Consider the following 17059-nt stretch of genomic DNA (forward strand, 5'->3'; position numbering starts at 1 on the left):
CCGGCGGGCGGGGTGCGACCAGGTCGCCACCCCACCCGCCGGCATCAGGTCAGCCCGTCGAGCAACTCGCGGTCGGTGTGGTGTTGTTGCCGTTCTTGTAGAGCGTGATGCCGAAGTTGTTGCCGTTGCCGTTCGGGCGTGCCGTCAGCGTGCCGCTGCTGCCGCTGATCGACGCGTTCCAGCTGTTCTGTAGGCTCTGGCCGCCGTTGGTGCGGATGGTGACGACCCAGTTGCTGGCGCCGCTGACCGAGAAGCGCGTGTTGAACCGGTCGCTCCAGTCCTCGGCGCGGCTCACGCTGACCGAGCAGTTGCCACCACCGGGCGGCGGGTTGGTGGGGTTGGGCGGAGGGTTGGAGCCGCCGCCTTCCCGGACCGTGATGTCGGAGCTCCCGTTGCTCTGGTAGCCCTCGGTAGCCATGACCTGGTAGCTGTGGTTGGTGCCGAGATTCAGGCCGGCGCGGGCCCAGGCGTCCATGTGGGTGCCGAAGGTGATCGTGCCACTGCTCCGCTTCTGCTGCCGGACGCTCCAGAACTGGTAGAACGTGCAGCTGTTGCCGTCGATGCAGGGCTGGTTGACCCGCTGGCTGCGGAGAATGTCGTAGATGCCACCGTCGGTGTTGACCGTGCCCATCCGGGTGGCGCCGCTGCTCGGGTTGTAGCTGCCGAAGTTCTCCACGACGTAGTACTCGATGAGCGGGTTCCGCGTCCATCCGTACAGGGCGAGGTAGGTGTTGTTGTTGCCCGGGTTGTAGGTGCCCGAGTAGCTGACCGTCCGTCGGGTGCCGGTGGACCAGCCCTTGCCGCCGACCCAGTTGTTGGTGCTGTTGTTCCAGCTGCTGGAGTAGCGGCCGTTCTCGCGCAGCGTCATGCTGGCGTTGCCGCTGTCCTTCCAGAACGAGAAGAAGAACCCGTTGTGCGTGCCGGTGGCGTTCGAGGTGAGGGTCCGGTCGGCCTCCGCGTACGCGGGTCCGGACAGGATCGCCGTGGTCCCGGTCGTGGCCAGCGCTACGGCGCAGGCGCCGCCGATGAGCATCCTGAGTAGGCCGCGTCTGCGGCTTCTCACCTGGACGGGGGCGTCGTTCATGTACGTGTTTCCTCCTCTTGACGGCTGGCGGGGGCGCCAGCTGCGCGGCACGATCCGGAGATCGCCGGTGGCCCGGGGATGGCCACCGGACGTCGGCGTCGCACCACGGTGGTGGTGGGCCGGTCGTCCCTGTGCTACGACCGGAGGAGTGGGTCGCGGTGGGTGGCACGACGGTGATTGAGCTCCGTCAATGGCGCCAGTATTGGTCCAAAGTCGCCAACTTGTCAACAACTTTCGGAAACATTGTGGAAACCTTGCCACGGTGACGTGTCTGGCCAGGGAAGGCATCGAGCCTGGCCAATAGTCCTACCTGAACGCTGGGTCTTCAGGGTTGACCTGACGAGGCCCTGGCCGGAGGATTAAGATCCGGACTGGTGTCACCGAAACTTCCGGAGAACTTCCGGACCACGCCTGAATGGCCCGGCCGAACCCCCGGGGTGGTCCGTGGCCGGGCCCGTCTCCGGCAGCTTGTCGCGACGGGCCGCCGGACGGTGGAGATCGCTGAAGAGCTGCATATCTCCGACGTACGGTGAAGCGGCCGACCGCCGCGCTGCCGCGGTACCTGCGGGGTTCGGACCGCATGGAGGCCGCGGCGCCGGTCGGAAGCGCCGGCCTGCTGTGAGCCGCGCGCTGTGACCTCAGGACGCGTCGGGGCGGGGGGCGAGGCCGAGCTTGGCACAGGACTCGCGGTACATCCGGGCCGCCTCGGCGCGTACCTGGCGGCGCTCGGTGAGCGTGCTGGCGAACGGTATCCGGACCGGCACCGGCAGGCCGTCCAGGGTGGCCACGAAGTCCATCCCCTGGGCGTCCATCCCCGACATCGTCGCCGACGTCGCCTCTGGCAGCCCGCCCAGTCCCTGGCAGATCACCCGGCAGTCGGCGGCGTGGTCGCCGTTCATGTGCCGCACGATCGCGGCGACGACGTCGGGCGTGAAGGGCGTCATCAGGCGGCTTCCCGCTGCGGCAGGACGCGGCGACCCAGCTCGTCCACCAGCGCCGTGTTCAACCGGTAGGCCCGGGAGACCTCGTCCAGGAACCGGTCCTGGTCGACGGTGTCCCACGGCGCCTCGTCGAGCAGTTGCCGGTAGTGCCGCTTGAACGTCCGGGCGTCCACGCCGGGAAAGGCGTAGAAGCTGGCGCCGGCCTCGCCGAGACCGTACGAGCGGTGCAGTACCCGGCGCATGATCTGGCCACCGGACAGGTCGCCCAGGTAGCGGGTGTAGTGGTGCGCGACGAACCCGGCCGGCCAGGTGAAGGCCACCTCCCGGAGCCGTTCCCGGTATTCGGCGGTGGCCTCACCAGGAGTGAGCCGGCCCCGCCAGTCCGGGCCGAGCAGGTACGCCAGGTCGGCCGTGAGGGCCGGCAACCGGTGCAGCTCGTCGAGGACGAACGGGCCGGCCAGCGGATCGGCGCGCATCGCCTCGGCGGCCGCTTCCAGGGTCTCGTACACGAAGTAGAGCTGCTCGGCGAGGGCCGCGTACCCGGTGCGGTCGAGCCGGCCGGCCAGCAGCGCGTCGAAGTATCCCGTGCCCTGGGCCGCCGCATGATCGGCCCGGGTCAGCTCTCGCAGCTTGGTCGCGAATCCCACGTCGCACCTCCGTTGTTAGGTAAGCCTAAGCTACGGAGTGGCGAGTGGGATCGCCGGAACGGATGATCTCTCCAGCGTCGGCGGTGTCCCGGGTTGGCGCAGGCGGCTGTCAGCAGCGGTGGCGGCACCCACCGTCACCGCCACCGCTGCCGGTCCAGGCCGGCCGGCTACCCGCCACCCGCGCGTACGTCCGCCGGATGCGGCGCGACGAGCCGGCCCGGATCGGTGAGCCGGGCCCGGCTGATCCCCGCCGGCATCCCGGTCTCGTCGCGTACGGGTACGCCGGCGCCGAACATGTAGAGGCAGCCCTCCGCGAAACCGTCGACGCCGAGGGCCTCGTCGAGTTCCTCGTCGCGGAACGCGGCGCTCTGCCAGGCGCCGAGCCCCACCGCGGTCGACGTCAGCACGAACGTCTGCCCCAGGTGTCCCGCCGAGAGCAGCGTCACCCGCAGCGCCCGTGAGTGCCGGTACTTGTACATCGTCCGCTCGAAGACGGCGGTCACGAAGCAGACGAACGCGGACGGCGTGCACATCTCCGACTCGTAGGTCAGGCGATGCAGCCGGGCCCGGTCGAAGCCCGGATCGACCAGTTCCAGCGCATGCGCCTCGGCGTTGTAGTGGTACAGCCCCGGCGGCACGTCCTGCACGTCGAGGACCGCGACGTAGCCCTCCAACTCGTGCCGGGCGCCGCCGCACGGGCTGGTCCGCAGCATCAACGTGCCGAGATCGCCCGCGTCGTAGAGCTGCATCGGCGCGAAGGTGTAGAACAGCACCGTCGAGAGCTGCGCCAGGCCGACCGGCTCGCCGGTGAAGACCCGGTGCGTCCGTCGCCGCGTCAGCACCTGCCCGAACGCCTCGGCCAGCGGCAGGAACGCCCGCGGCAGGTAGACCCGTGGCGCCTCCGGGTAGGACTTGAAGATGGCCGGCGGGGTCCCGCCGGTCTCCCGTACCCACCGGGCATCCGACCGGCGCTGTTCCAGGCTGTCACCGGTGTAGATGGTGTTGCGGGTGCCGAAGTGGAAGAAGCGCGCCTCCTCGCCCCAGGCCCGCCAGGCTCCGAGAAACCGCTCCTCGCGTTCCGCCCCGGTCCGGTCGACCAGCAGGCCCGCGCCGGCCAGCGCCTCCACCGCCTCCCGGACCGAGTCGGTGTCGAAGTCGCCGAGCCCGGCAACCACCTTCTCGACCGTCGACCAGTCGGTGAAGTGCTCCAGCAACTCCACCGCCCGTGCGTCGACAGCCACCGCGTTCTCGGCCTCGGCGTCGGTGGAACGGCTTTCGAGGTAGTTCTCGGCGGTCAGCTCCCCATCGTGCCAGTAGATCATCAACGTCTGCGCCCGCCGGAATTCCACCTGCGCCACGCCATTCTCCCTTCGACATCGCGGGCAGGGCCGGCAGCGGCCCTCCGCGGGGGGTGCGGCAAGCACCGACCGCGACCCGGATCCGGCCGGTCGCCGCCGGAAAGATCCCGGCGGCGACCGTCCCCACGTGATCGCGACCTGTCAGCCGTGGTTGTTCAGCAGCCGGCTGCGGGTCTTCTTCCGGCGTACGACGACCTTGAGCGGCTTCTTCATGGCGGGTCCTCCTCTCCCGGGAGCGCGACCGGCTCCCGGCACTGGACAGCGGATAACCCAGTAGTCGGTGCGCCCGCCACACCGGTTCCCGATCAATCCAAAAAGATCGATGGACCATGCGTCGCCAAAGTGGCGGGAACTACCGCGCCCGCCCGAGCGACTAAATAGGTGATTTTCAATGCCAGACCGCCGACGGTCGGGCATCTGCCAGCGATTACGTCCGGGACGCAGCGGAGGTTTCCTTGTCCACCACAGTCAGTCCACCATCGGGTTCCCGGCCGCCGGCGCCGGCCACCCCCTCCGTGCCGCCGCGCCGCCGGGGTGACCGGGATCGTTCGTCGATCATTCCGTTGCTGCTACGGATGCACTTCTACGGCGGCGTCCTGGTCGCGCCGTTCCTGATCGTGGCCGCGCTCACCGGGTTGGCGTTCGTCTTCACCCCGCAACTGGACCGGCTCGTCTACGCCGACGAACTCCGCGTCGCGCAGGTCACCGGGGAGCCGCGGCCCCTCGCCGAGCAGGTCGCCGCCGCCCGTGTCGCGCATCCGGACGGCGACCTCGCCTCGGTCATCCCGCCGATCGCGGATGCGGAGACCACCAAGGTGGTCTTCTCGCTGCCGGAGCTGGGCGAGAAGCAGCACACGGTCTACGTCGACCCGTACACCAACGAGGTCAAGGGCACGCTGACCACGTGGTTCGGCGAGACCCCGTTGATGACCTGGATCGACGACCTGCACCGCAACCTGCACCTCGGCGTGGTCGGCCGGCACTACTCCGAGCTGGCGGCCTCCTGGCTGTGGGCGCTCGTCCTCGGCGGACTCACACTCTGGCTGCACCGGCAGTGGAACGGCCGCCGGCAGCGCCTGCGCCGCATCGTCCTGCCGGACCTGGCCGCCGGCCGGGGCGTACGGCGTACCCGGGGCTGGCATGCGGCCACCGGGGTGTGGCTCGCGGTCGGGCTGCTGGCCCTCTCGGCGACCGGCCTCACCTGGTCCCGGTACGCCGGTGCCAGCTTCGACGTGGTGCAGAACGCGTTCAACGCGCACAGTCCGACGCTGGAGACCACGCTGCCCGGGGCAGCCTCCGGTGCCGCGCCCGGCAGCGGCCACCACGGCGCGCCGACCGGCACCGGTGCGGTGGCCGATCCCGCCGACGTCGACGCGGTGGTCGCCGCCGCCCGCCAGGCCGGGCTCGGCGGCCGGGTCGAGGCCAGCCCGCCGACCGAGCCCGGTACGGCGTGGACGGTGGCCCAGGACAACCCCACCTGGCCGGTCGGCTTCGACCGGGTCGCCGTCGACCCGAGCAGCGGCGCGATCGTGGCCCGCAGCGACTTCGCCGACTGGCCGCTGCTGGCCCAGCTGTCCAAGCTCGGTGTCGCGTTCCACATGGGTTTCCTCTTCGGCCTGGTCAACCAGCTCCTGCTCACCGCGCTGGCGGTCGGCCTGCTCTGCGCGATCGTCTGGGCGTACCGGATGTGGTGGCAGCGGCGCCCCACCCGGGCCGACCGTGCCGCCCCGCTCGGCGCACCCCCCGAGCGCGGGGCGTGGCGGCGGGCACATCCCGGTGTCGTGATCGGCGTCGTCGTACTGGCCGTCGCGGTCGGCTGGGCGCTGCCGCTGCTCGGCGTCAGCCTGGCGGCGTTCCTCGTCGTCGACGCCCTCGTCGGTGTGGCGCGGCGCCGGCGCGTCCGCACCACGGCGCCGACCTCGCCCGGCGGGGTGGGCGGCTGACGACGGATCACCGGCGGCCGCCGGCCCCCGCCCCGGGGCGGGGGCCGGCGGCCGGCCGGTCTCCTTCGGGTGCTTCCCGACGATTGTTCCCGCCCGGCCGGCCGCGCCGACGTAGCTTCCCCACTGAAGGTCGACACCGGGGGGCGGAGGACTGGGTGACGGAGCCGAGGGAGGTCCTCGTCGGCCTGCAGGCCCGACTGGGCCGACCGGGCACGTCGCTGCTGGAGCGGCTGCGCGCTGCCCGGCGGGAACCGGCCGGCATCGGCCCGGACAACCTGACGCGGCTCGCCGACGAACTCGGCTGGCCGGTGGCGGCGGTGACCGGGGCCGCCTCCTACTACGCCGACTTCACCGAGGGCTGCCGGGGACGGCGTCATGTCCGGGTCTGCGAGGGGACGTCGTGCTTCGCCAGCACCCAGGGTCGGCACATCGGAGAGCTGGAACGCCTGCTCGACGTAGGTCTGGGAGGCTGCGCCCCCGACGGTTCCGTGTCGCTGCAGGCGGTGCGCTGCCTCGGCTACTGCTACGACTCGCCCGCCGTGCTCGACGGCGACCGGGCGGGCACCGGCCGCGACCTCGGCGGCCTGCTCGACGCCGCGGAGACGCCCGGCGGGCACGGAGCGGATGGTGGGCCCGGAACGGCCGGTGCCGGGGCCGCCGCCAGCGGGTCCGCCGGCAACCGGCGGACCGCCTCGATCGGCGCCCCGCCGCCACCGATCCCGTACGCGAGCATGGTGCAGCCGCCCGTCGTGCTCGCCGGCCTGCTCGGTGCCGAGCAGGAGTGGCAGGTGTGGCCGCAGGTGGTCACCGGCGGCTCGCCGGAGCAGGTGAGTCGGGAGGTCGCCGCCGCCGGGCTGCGGGGCAGGGGCGGTGCCGGCTTCCCGACGGCGCGTAAGTGGTCGATGACGGCGGGGGAGCCGGGACCCCGCTACGTGATCGCCAACGGAGACGAGGGCGACCCGGGCTCGTACTGCGACCGGCTGCTGATGGAGCAGGACCCGCACCGGATCCTGGAGGGGCTGGCGCTGGCCGCCTTCGCGATCGGGGCGCGGCACGGCCTGGTGCTGGTCCGGTCGGAGTATCCGACGGCGGTCGCCCGGATGCGCGCGGCGGTGGCGCAGGCGCGGGCCGCCGGGCATCTGGGCCGGCGGATCCACGGCTCCGACTTCGACTTCGACGTGGGGATCGTCGAGGGTGCCGGCTCCTACGTCGCCGGGGAGGAGACGGCACTGATGCGCGCCGTCTCCGGGCTGCGCGGCGACGCCCGCCCTCGTCCTCCGTACCCGACCAGCAGCGGGTTCCTGGGCCGGCCGACAGCGCTGAACAACGTCGAGACGCTGGCCGCCGTGCCGTGGATCGTGCGGCACGGCGGTGCGGCGTACGCCCGGCTCGGTCATCCCGACGAGCCCGGCACCAAGCTGGTCTGCCTGAGCCAGCTCTTCCGCCGGCCCGGCGTCTACGAGGTCGAGTACGGCGTACCGCTGCGCCGGGTGGTGGAGGAGTACGGCGGCGGGCTCCGTCCCGGGCACACCCTGCGTACGGTGCAGATCGGCGGCCCGCTCGGCGGCTTTCTCACCCCGGACCAGCTCGACCTGCCGCTGCTGACCGCACCGCTGGCCCGGGCCGGGGCGGCGCTCGGGCACGCCAGCCTCATCGCGTTCGACGCGGCGACGCCGGCGGCGGCGATCCTGCGGCACGAGTGGTCGTTCGGGGCGGCGGAGAGCTGCGGAGCGTGCACCCCGTGTCGGGTCGGCACCCGCCGGGGCCTGGAGCTTGCCGAGCGGCTCGCCGCGCAGCTCGGCGCCGAGCCGGTCGTCGGGCCGGTCGTCGAGCCGGTCGTCGAGCCGGTCGCCGAGCGGGGCGCCGAGCCGGGCGTCGCCGCGCGGTCGTCGGCCGGGCCTGCGGCGCCGGTGGTCGACGGCGGCGATCCGGCCGGGATGCTGGCCGGGCAGGAGCCGCTGCTGGAGGTGATGGACGTGGCGAGCCTCTGCGCCTTCGGGCGCGGCGTGGCCTGCGCCGTCCGCAGCCTGACCCGGGCCTACGCCGCCGACCTCTCCGGTACGGCACCGTGATCCGGCTGACCGTCGACGGGACGCCGGTCGAGGTGCCGGAGGGGGCCAGCGCACTGGCCGCCGCGCGGGCGACCGGCACCGGACTGCCCGGCCTCTGCCACGACGAGCGGACCTCGCCGCAGGGCTCCTGCCGGGTCTGCCTGGTCAGCGTGGACGGCGGCCCGCCGGTCACCTCCTGCACACTGCCCGCCGGGGACGGGATGGCGGTGCGCACCGACGATCCCCGGGCCGCCGGCGCGGCGCGGCTGGCGCTGGAACTGCTCGTCTCCGAGCTGCCGGCCCGGGCGTTCCAGATCCCGGCCGACCGCAGCGAGTTGCTCCGCGCCTGCCGGTACTTCGGGCTCGCCGAAGAGCAGCCGCACGGCACCGGCGGTGTCAGCCGGCCGCAGGGCACCGGCAGCCGGCCGCACGGCGCCGGCCCTGGCAGCCGGTTCCACGGTGCCGGCCACACCCGGGGCGTCGACGACTCGCACCCGTACGTGAAGCTCGACCGCGATCTCTGCATCGCCTGCGGCCGCTGTGTACGAATGTGCGCGGAGGTACAGGGCACCTTCGCGCTCGCCCTGGCCGGGCGGGGCTTCGACACCGTGGTCGTGGCCGGCACCGGCGGAGACTGGCTCTCCTCGCCCTGCGTGGCCTGCGGCGGCTGCGTCGACACCTGCCCGACCGGCGCACTGGCCGAGCCCGGCTTCCGGGACCTGGCACCGATCGACCGGAGCACCACCACGACCTGCGGTTACTGCGGAGTGGGCTGCTCGCTGCGGGTGCATCTCCGCGCCGACCGGATCGCCGCGATCACTCCCGTGCACGATGCTCCGGTCAACCGTGGCCATGCCTGCGTCAAGGGCCGCTTCGCGCACGCCTTCACCCGTTCCCGGGACCGGCTCACCACCCCGCTGGTCCGCCGGGCCGGCCGCGACTCACCGCTGCGGCCGGCGAGTTGGGCGGAGGCGCTCGGCATCGTCGCGGAGCGGCTCGCGGCGATCCGCGACCGGTACGGCGGCGACGCGATCGGGCTGATCTCCTCGGCCCGGGCGACGAACGAGGAGAACTACCTGGCCCAGAAGTTCGCCCGGGTGGTGCTCGGCACGAACAACGTCGACAACTGCTCCCGGCTCTGCCACGCGCCCTCCGCGACCGGCCTCACCGCCTCGTTCGGGATGGCCGGCGGGACGAATCCCTTGGACGACCTCGACCGGGCCGACTGCATCCTGGTCGCCGGGGCGAACCCGACCGAGGCGCATCCGGTGGTGGGCGCGCGGATCAAGCAGCGCGTCATCGACGGCGCCCGGCTCGTCGTCGTCGACCCGCGCCGGATCGACCTGGCCGGCTTCGCCGACGTCCACGTGCCGGCCCGCCCCGGATCCAACGTGGCCGTCTTCAACGGCATCGCCCGGGCGCTGCTCGACGAAGGGCTCGTCGACCGGGACTTCCTCCGGGAGCGTGCCAGCGGGCTCACCGAACTCACCGAACTGCTCGGCGACTACCCGCTGGACCGGGCCGCCCGGCTGGCCGGGGTCGACCCGGCGGCGCTGCGAGAGGCCGCCCGGCTCTACGGCGCCGCCCGGGCACCGGCGATCGTCTACGGACTCGGCGTCACCGAGCACACCCACGGCACCGACGGCGTGCGTACGCTGGCGAACCTCGCCATCCTCACCGGCGCGGTCGGCACGACCGGCGGCTGCGGCGTGCTCACCCTGCGGGGGCAGAACAACGTCCAGGGCTCCTCCGACATGGGTGCGCTGCCGGACCTGCTTCCCGGCTACCAGCCCGTCACCGATCCGCGGGTGCGGGCCCGCTTCTCCCACGCCTGGGGCGTCGACCTGCCCGAGCGCCCCGGGCTGCGGATCCTCGACATGTTCGACGCCGCCACCACCGGCCGGCTCCGCGCCCTCCACGTCATCGGCGAGGACATCGCGCAGACCGACCCGGACTCCCGGCGGGTCCGGGCCGCGCTGGCCGCCTGCGAGCTGGTCGTCTGCCACGACCTGTTCCTCTCCCGCACCGCCGAGCACGCCGACGTCGTCTTCCCCGCCCTCTCCTTCCTGGAGAAGGAGGGCACCTTCGTCAACTTCGAGCGGCGGGTCCAGCGGGTCCACCCGGTGCTGCCGCCTCCGGGGCAGGCCAGGGCCGACTTCGAGATTCTGCACCTGCTTGCCGCCGCCATGGGTGCCGAGCTGGGCTGCGCCACCCCGGCCGAGGCGATGGCCGAGTGCGCCGCCCTGACGCCGACCTTCGCCGGCATCTCCCACGCCAGGCTGGACCGGGACGGCCCGCTCTACTGGCCCTGCCCCGATCCCGATCTGCCGGGACAGCCGAGGCTGCACCTCGACCGGTTCGCCACCCCGGACGGCCGGGCCGCCCTGGCCGCGCGCCCCTACCTGTCGCCGGGCGAGCAACCCGACCGGCGGTACCCGTTCGTGCTCGTCACCGGCCGCCGCCTGCCGCACTACAACAGCGGGTCGATGAGCCGCCGTACGCCGAACCTGGAGCTCTTCCCCCGCGAGGTCCTCGATCTGCACCCCGAGGACGCGGCCCGGCTCGGGATCGCCGACGGCGACCTGGTCGAGGTGACCAGCCGGCGGGACCGCGTCGTCTTCCCGGTCAGCCTCACCGACACGGTCGCGCCAGGTCAGGTCTTCGCCACCTTCGCCTTCCCGGACCGCCCCACCAACGCACTCACCTCGGACTGCGTCGACACGGTCACCGGATGCCCCGAATACAAGGTCACCGCCGTGTCCCTGCGTCCGGGCCGCGCCCCGGCCCACCCGGAGACGGCCCACCCGGAGACGGATCGGTCGGGCCCGGATCGGTCGGGCCCGGCCGGGTAGGGCGCTCGGTGGCGCGGGCCGGCCGGCCGGCCCGCGGCGTACCGCCGAGCGCGCGGAGCGCGTTGAGGATGACCGCCACGTCGATCCCCTCCTGGAGGAACGCGCCGGCCACCGGCGGAAGCACCCCGAGGGCGGCGGCCACCATGGCACCGACCGCCAGGCCCATTCCCGCGCTGGCGCTCTGCACCGCGATCGAGCGGGACCGGCGGGCGATCTCCACTGCGTCGGCGAGCCGGTCCAGCCGGTCCACCGAGAGGACGGCGTCGGCGACGTCCGCCGACGCCGTCGCGCCGGTCGCACCCAGCGCCACCCCCACCCCGGCGGTCGCCAGCGCGGGGGCGTCGTTGATCCCGTCGCCGACCATGACCGTCGGTGCCCGCCGCGACTCGGCCCGCACCCGGTCCACCTTCTCCTGTGGCGAGCACCGGGCCACCACGTCGTCCACGCCGACCTCCCGGGCCACCCGCCCGGCGACCTCCGGCCGGTCCCCGGTCAGCATGACCAGCCGGGTGAGCCCGGCCGCCCGCAGCCGGCGTACGGTGTCGGCCGCGTCCGGACGCACCGGGTCGCGGACGAACACCGCCCCGGCGAGCGCATCGTCCAGGCTCACCCAGATCGGCGACAGCCCGTCCGGCTCCGCCCGCCGCCGCTCGCGCAGCGCCCACGCGGGCAGGTCGGCGCCGTGCTGCCCGACCCGCACCAGCCGCCCCTCGACCCGGCCGCGGACACCCTGGCCGGGCTCCTCGGTCACGCCCTCGGGCACCGCCAGCCGCAGGCCCCGATCACCGGCCGCCCGCACCAGTGCCGCCGCCAGCACGTGCGAGGAGAGCTGCTCGACCGACGCGGCCAGCCGCAGCAGCTCGTCGCGGTCGCCACCCGCCGCCGTCACCACCCCGGCCACCTCCGGGCGGCCGGCGGTCAGCGTCCCGGTCTTGTCGACCAGCAGGGTCCGGGCGCGGCCCAGCGACTCCAACGAAGCGCCGTCCCGGACCAGCACCCCGCGCCGCGCCGACCGGGAGAGTCCGCAGACGATCGCGATCGGCGTCGCCAGCAGCAACGGGCACGGTGTCGCCACCACCAGCACCGCCACCGCCCGCACGAACTGCCCGGAGAGCCCCCACGCCACGCCGGCCAGGGCCAGGGTGAACGGCACGAAGGCCGCCGCGTACCGGTCGGCCAGCCGCACCATCGGCGCCCTGCCCGCGTTCGCCTCCTCCGCCAGCCGGACGATTCCCGCGTACGTGCTCCCGGCGGCGCTCGCCGTGGCCCGCAGGCCGAACGCCGCACCCGCGTTGACCACGCCGCTGGCCAGGTTCTCCCCGGCCCGGTGCTCGGCGAGCCGGGACTCGCCGGTCACCACCGACTCGTCCAGCGTGGCCGCGTCCTCGGCGACGCCGTCGACGGGTACGACGTCACCCGGCCCCACCAGCAGCCGGTCGCCCGGGCGTACCCGGTCGGCGTCGACGACCTCGATGCCCCCGTCCGGGCTGCGGCGTCGCGCCGTGCGTGGCGCCCGGGCCAGCAGCGCGCGCAGGTCGCGGGTCGCCCTGCCCTGGGCGTACGCCTCCAGCGTGTGCCCGGTCGCCAGCATCAACGCCACCACCGCCCCGGCGAGGTACTCCCGGACCAGCAGCGAGCTGAGCAGTGCCAGGGTCGCGATCACGTCCACGCCGATCCTGCGTCGGCGCAGCGACTGGAGCAGCCAGCGCAGCGTCACCAGCAGCGTGACCAGCGCGGCCGCCGCCCAGCACGCGTGCGCGCCCGTGCGTTGGCCGGCGAACCAGAGCCCGCCGCCGAGCAGCACCACCACGGTCAGCACAGCCAGGGGCGCGAACGGCCGCCACCTCTGCCAGCGCGTCGACGCCACCGTCCCACCCCCCGGCCGCCCACCGGCCGGGGCCTCCTGCCGGCGGCCTCACCAGCGTCTCAACCGGGCCGGGTTCTCGGCGCCGAACAGCCGGATCGGGCGGGTGGCGATCCCGGACCGCGGGAGTCGCCCGAGGGGACGGTCCCTCGGGCCGGTCAGCTCGGCAGATCCTCGGGCGGGGTGAAGACCACCCGGGACCGCAGCCGCCGGAAGCCGGTCCGCTCCAGCTCGGCGACCATGCGTACCCGGTGCGCGTCGACGTCGGCGACCACCTCGCGGGCACCCCCGCCGGCCAGTACGCCGACCGCGTCGGCCAGCAGATCGGCCCGGACCGCCTCGTCGAGCAGGCCGAGATAGGCGAGAAGCGGATAGCAGGCGTTCCCGGCCGTGCCGGCCAGCCCGGCCGGCCGCCCGTCGTCCAGCGCGACCCGCCAGGCCGCGGCCGGACCGTCCAGCCAGGCCAGCGGGTCGGTGCCCAGGTCGACGCCGGCCGACCGGGCCACCTCCCTGCCGGTCAGCACCTCCGGCTCGGGGATCCGGGCCACCAGTGCGTTGATCTCGGTCTCGTCGGCGGCGGGCCGGAACGTGTACCGGCCGGAGGCCGCCGGCAACGGCGTCCCCGTCCAGGTGCAGCGCAGGCGTTCCTCCCGCTCGACCAGCCCGACGAGCCGGGCCGCCGCCATCGGCGCCTCGACCACGGCTCGCACCTCCGGTCGGCGCCGCCAGTACGCCGGCACGGCGGCGTAGTAGGCCAGGGGACCGCCGAACGACTCGTGGGCGGCGCGGAGCAGTTCGGCACCGACCTCGGGGTCGGTGGTCTCGAATCGCTCCAGCCACGGGTCTCCGGTGGCACCGGGCGGCCGGAGCCACGCCGCCCGGGCGACGACCCGGCCGGCGCGCAGCGCCACCCAGGTGCGCTCGGGCCGGTAGCCGCCGCCGGCTATCCCCGCGGCGTAGCCGACCTGGCGCAACTCGGGCAGCGGATCGGGCATGGACTCGAACAGGCTTTCCTCGCCCGCGACGAGCGGACGCACGACCAGATCGGTCATGGGGTGATCCTTCCGGGAGCGAGCGCCCCGGATCAGATCCGCGCGAACGCCGGGGCGCGGAGGGGGCGCAGAACGTCGGACACGGTCTGACCTCCTTCCGGCTCGTCGGCGATACCCGGGGAACGTACGTGACCGGGTCCGCCCGCCGCAACACGATTCGGCGCGGGACGCGTCGACCCCGATCGCCTAGCGCGGGAGGCGCACCCCGAGCCCGTCACGCGGGCGCGGACCGTCCGGACCGACACGCGGGAACAACCGGGCCGACACGTTGATCGGCTACGGTAGGTGCGCGCGCCGGAACGTTTGGTCGGCGACCCCCGCTGTCGACCCTCCGGGAGGCCTGTGTGACATCGACCCCTGGCAAGCCGTCCGGCCGGATCTTCGGTCGCGGCAGTTGGCCGGAGGTCCGCCGGATCGCTGACATCCTCCGCGTCGAGACGGTCGGCGGCGCGTTGCTGCTCGCCGCGGCCCTTCTCGCTCTCGTCTGGGCGAACAGCCCGTGGCGCGATCTCTATCGCGTGCTTGGCGACGCCCGGATCGGTCCGGCGGGCCTGCACCTGGACCTGACCCTGAACCAGTGGGCGGCGGACGGCCTGCTCGCGATCTTCTTCTTCGTCGCCGGGCTGGAGCTGAAGCGGGAGTTCGTCGCCGGTGACCTGCGTAGCCCGAGCCGGGCGGTGCTGCCGGTCGCCGCCGCCCTGGGCGGGATGATCCTGCCGGCCCTGATCTATGTCGCCGTCAACGCCCGTGCCGGCGGGGACGCGCTGGCCGGCTGGGCGATCCCGACCGCCACCGACATCGCCTTCGCGCTGGCCGTGCTCGGTGTCATCAGTACGCACCTGCCGGCGGCGCTGCGGACCTTCCTGTTGACCCTGGCGGTCGTCGACGATCTGCTCGCAATCCTGATCATCGCGCTCTTCTACACCAGTTCCCTGCACCTGGCCCCGCTGCTGCTGGCGCTGCTGCCGCTGGCACTGTTCGCACTGCTGGTCCAGCGGCGGGTGCGGTCCTGGTGGCTGCTGCTGCCGCTGGCGGCCGTGACCTGGGGACTGGTGCACGCCTCAGGGGTGCACGCCACGGTCGCCGGGGTGCTGCTCGCCTTCACGGTGCCGGTGATCCGCCGGGCCGAGGGACCGGGCATCGGGCTGGCCGAGCACTTCGAGCACCGGTTCCGACCGCTGTCGGCGGGGGTCGCGGTGCCGGTCTTCGCCTTCTTCGCCGCCGGGGTGTCGGTCGGCGGCCTGAGCGGATTCACCAGCAGCCTGACCGACTCGGTGGCGCTGGGCATCGCGGTCGGCCTCGTCGCCGGCAAGACGGCCGGTGTGCTGGGAGCCTCCTGGCTGGTCCAACGCTTTACCCGGGCCCAGCTCGCCGAGGGACTGAGCTGGTGGGACGTCTTCGGCCTCGCCCTGCTCGCCGGGCTCGGCTTCACCGTCTCGCTGTTGATCGGTGAGCTGGCGTTCGGCGTCGGCACGGAAAGCACCGAACACACCAAGATCGGCGTACTGGTCGGTTCCCTGCTCTCGGCACTGCTCGCCACGGTCGTGCTGCGGATCCGCAACCGGCACTACCAGAGCCTGCACGAGGTCGAGGAGCGCGACGCGGACGCCGACGGGATCCCCGACGTCTACCAGGGCCGCGAACCGCAGCCCTGACCGCCGGCCCACCAGGCGGCTCCGACGCCTCGGCCGCGCTCCCGATCAGGCGGGCGGCATCACGAACCTGCCGTCGGCGTCCCGCTCCAGGGGTGCCACGCCGACCACCGCGTCGAGGTCGATCGGCCCGTAGATGTGCGGGAAGACGATCCCCGGGGCGACCTCGTCGTCGCGTACCGGGCTGGAGAGCCGGGACGGGTCGACGCTCAGCAGCAGCAGCGGGCCGGCGTCCGCGTAGAACGCCTCGGCCACGCCGAGCACCTGCCCACGGCGGGCGGCGTGGATGAACCCCTCGTCGGCGATGGTTCGGCGCGCTCGGCCCGGTCCGGTTTAGCCCCGGGCCGCCGGGGCATGAAGGGCGAATGCCGTCGCACTCCGCCCCACTCGTCGACAACACACTGCTGCTGGCGGCCGAGGGCTACGGCTGGCTACCGAACCGCCGCCGCCGCGCCGAAGGGTACGCCGTGCGGACCCGGTTGCTGGGACAGCGGGCGGTGGGGCTCTGCGGCCCGGACGCCGCGCGGTTCTTCTACGACGAGCAGCACATCCGCCGGCACGGGGCGATCCCCGGCCCGGTGCAGGTCACCCTCTTCGGTCGGGGTGCGGTACACACCCTCGACGGCGCCGATCACCGGCACCGCAAGGCGATCTTCACCTCGCTGCTGAGCACCGACGAGATCGCCAACCTTGGCCGGTACGCCACGGCGGCCTGGGACGAGACCGTCGCCCGCTGGCCCGCCTGGCAGCCCGTCGTACTCTTCGACGAGGCCAGCCGGGTGCTGACCCGGGCCGTCTGCCAGTGGGTGGGGGTGCCGCTGGCCGGGTCGGAGGTCGCCGGGCTGGCCGCCGACGCGGTGGCGATGGTGGACGGCTTCGGCACGTTCGGGCCCCGGCACTGGCGCGCCCGGCAGGCGCGCAGCCGGCGGGAACGGTGGCTCGCCGAACTGGTCGACCGGGTCCGGGAGGGTCGGCAGGCCGCCGACGCCGGCTCGGCGGTCGACGTGATCGCGCGCTACCGGGACGCCGACGGCCGGCCGCTCGACTCCCGGACGGCGGCCGTGGAACTCCTCAATCTCGTCCGGCCGGTCGTTGCAGTCTGCTGGTACGTCACCTTTGCGGCGCACGCCCTGCACCGCTGGCCGGAACTGCGACCCCGGCTACGCTCCGGCAGCGCCGACTACGTGACCGCGTTCGGCCACGAGGTCCGCCGCTTCTATCCGTTCGCGCCGTTCGTCGCCGGCCACGCGGTCAGGGACCTCACCTGGCGGGACGTCTCCATCCCGGCCGGCTCCCTCGTGCTGCTCGACCTGTACGGCCAGAACCACGACCCGCAGCTCTGGCCGGACCCGTACGTCTTCGACCCGGAACGGTTCCTGGGCCGCGAGATCGGTGCGTTCGACCTGGTGCCGCAGGGTGGTGGTGACCCGCGCACCGGGCACCGCTGTCCCGGCGAGACCACCACGGTGGCGCTGCTGAACGCGCTCGCCGGTCGGCTGGTCGGGCTCGACTACGAGGTGCCCGAGCAGGATCTCGACATTCCGCTGCGACGCGTGCCGACCCGGCCCCGCAGCGGCTTCGTCCTCGTCCGGGGGTAGCCACCGGCTTCGTCCCC

The 17059-nt window shown here is 73.6% G+C and carries 11 protein-coding genes and 1 pseudogene; 5 read left to right on the forward strand and 7 right to left on the reverse strand.

The window, feature by feature from the left end; all coding sequences use genetic code 11:
• Nucleotides 1-49: 49 nt before the first annotated feature.
• From ACN27G_RS32360 to ACN27G_RS32375, 4 genes are all read right to left on the reverse strand, one after another.
• A complete protein-coding gene (locus ACN27G_RS32360; protein ID WP_421496458.1) occupies nucleotides 50-1084 on the reverse strand; it encodes a glycoside hydrolase family 11 protein in 1035 nt (344 codons plus the stop codon).
• Nucleotides 1085-1722: 638 nt separating this feature from the next.
• Nucleotides 1723-2028, reverse strand: coding sequence for a DUF2470 domain-containing protein (locus ACN27G_RS32365; RefSeq protein WP_421496459.1), 306 nt, complete (start codon nucleotides 2026-2028; stop codon nucleotides 1723-1725).
• Nucleotides 2028-2672: a heme oxygenase (biliverdin-producing) gene (locus ACN27G_RS32370; protein ID WP_421496460.1), complete on the reverse strand. Its 645-nt coding sequence runs from the start codon at nucleotides 2670-2672 to the stop codon at nucleotides 2028-2030. The genes ACN27G_RS32365 and ACN27G_RS32370 overlap by 1 nt, the downstream gene beginning before the upstream one ends.
• A gap of 167 nt (nucleotides 2673-2839) precedes the next feature.
• Nucleotides 2840-4030 (reverse strand): SagB family peptide dehydrogenase, encoded by a 1191-nt coding sequence (locus ACN27G_RS32375; protein WP_421496461.1) that lies wholly within the window; start codon nucleotides 4028-4030, stop codon nucleotides 2840-2842.
• Nucleotides 4031-4485: 455 nt separating this feature from the next.
• Here ACN27G_RS32375 and ACN27G_RS32380 point away from each other — a divergent pair, with 455 nt between their 5' ends.
• The 3 genes from ACN27G_RS32380 (at nucleotide 4486) to fdhF (ending at nucleotide 10876) form a co-directional block, all read left to right on the forward strand.
• On the forward strand, nucleotides 4486-5973 hold the full coding sequence (locus tag ACN27G_RS32380) for a PepSY-associated TM helix domain-containing protein (RefSeq protein ID WP_421496462.1): 1488 nt from the start codon (nucleotides 4486-4488) through the stop codon (nucleotides 5971-5973).
• Between the two features lie 155 nt (nucleotides 5974-6128).
• Nucleotides 6129-8045, forward strand: a complete 1917-nt coding sequence (locus ACN27G_RS32385; protein WP_421496463.1) for an NAD(P)H-dependent oxidoreductase subunit E — start codon at nucleotides 6129-6131, stop codon at nucleotides 8043-8045.
• Entirely contained in the window at nucleotides 8042-10876 is a 2835-nt protein-coding gene (gene fdhF / locus ACN27G_RS32390) for a formate dehydrogenase subunit alpha (protein WP_421496464.1), read from the forward strand. Before ACN27G_RS32385 ends, fdhF begins: the two co-directional genes overlap by 4 nt.
• A gap of 40 nt (nucleotides 10877-10916) precedes the next feature.
• Here the strand turns inward: fdhF and ACN27G_RS32395 are convergent.
• Both ACN27G_RS32395 and ACN27G_RS32400 read right to left on the reverse strand, forming a co-directional pair.
• Nucleotides 10917-12743: pseudogene (locus tag ACN27G_RS32395) on the reverse strand (heavy metal translocating P-type ATPase); the annotation flags it as partial.
• A gap of 155 nt (nucleotides 12744-12898) precedes the next feature.
• The gene (locus tag ACN27G_RS32400; protein ID WP_421496465.1) at nucleotides 12899-13792 is read right to left on the reverse strand and encodes an acetyltransferase; all 894 of its coding nucleotides are present in this window, start codon (nucleotides 13790-13792) and stop codon (nucleotides 12899-12901) included.
• A gap of 344 nt (nucleotides 13793-14136) precedes the next feature.
• Between ACN27G_RS32400 and nhaA the strand changes: the two genes are divergently transcribed.
• On the forward strand, nucleotides 14137-15447 hold the full coding sequence (gene nhaA / locus ACN27G_RS32405; protein ID WP_421496466.1) for a Na+/H+ antiporter NhaA: 1311 nt from the start codon (nucleotides 14137-14139) through the stop codon (nucleotides 15445-15447).
• Between the two features lie 45 nt (nucleotides 15448-15492).
• Here the strand turns inward: nhaA and ACN27G_RS32410 are convergent, their stop codons facing one another.
• Entirely contained in the window at nucleotides 15493-15750 is a 258-nt protein-coding gene (locus ACN27G_RS32410; protein ID WP_421497541.1) for a DUF952 domain-containing protein, read from the reverse strand.
• Between the two features lie 59 nt (nucleotides 15751-15809).
• Here ACN27G_RS32410 and ACN27G_RS32415 point away from each other — a divergent pair, with 59 nt between their 5' ends.
• Nucleotides 15810-17042, forward strand: a complete 1233-nt coding sequence (locus ACN27G_RS32415) for a cytochrome P450 (RefSeq protein ID WP_421496467.1) — start codon at nucleotides 15810-15812, stop codon at nucleotides 17040-17042.
• The last annotated feature ends 17 nt before the right edge of the window (nucleotides 17043-17059 follow it).

This window comes from Plantactinospora sp. WMMB334 (assembly GCF_049179095.1).
Taxonomy (GTDB): domain Bacteria; phylum Actinomycetota; class Actinomycetes; order Mycobacteriales; family Micromonosporaceae; genus Plantactinospora.

Bases quoted from the DNA above. Each gene is read 5' to 3' on its own strand.
- ACN27G_RS32360 (WP_421496458.1), bottom strand. From the start codon at position 1,084: ATGAACGACGCCCCCGTCCAGGTGAGAAGCCGCAGACGCGGCCTACTC.
- ACN27G_RS32365 (WP_421496459.1), bottom strand. From the start codon at position 2,028: ATGACGCCCTTCACGCCCGACGTCGTCGCCGCGATCGTGCGGCACATG.
- ACN27G_RS32400 (WP_421496465.1), bottom strand. From the start codon at position 13,792: ATGACCGATCTGGTCGTGCGTCCGCTCGTCGCGGGCGAGGAAAGCCTG.
- ACN27G_RS32415 (WP_421496467.1), top strand. From the start codon at position 15,810: ATGCCGTCGCACTCCGCCCCACTCGTCGACAACACACTGCTGCTGGCG.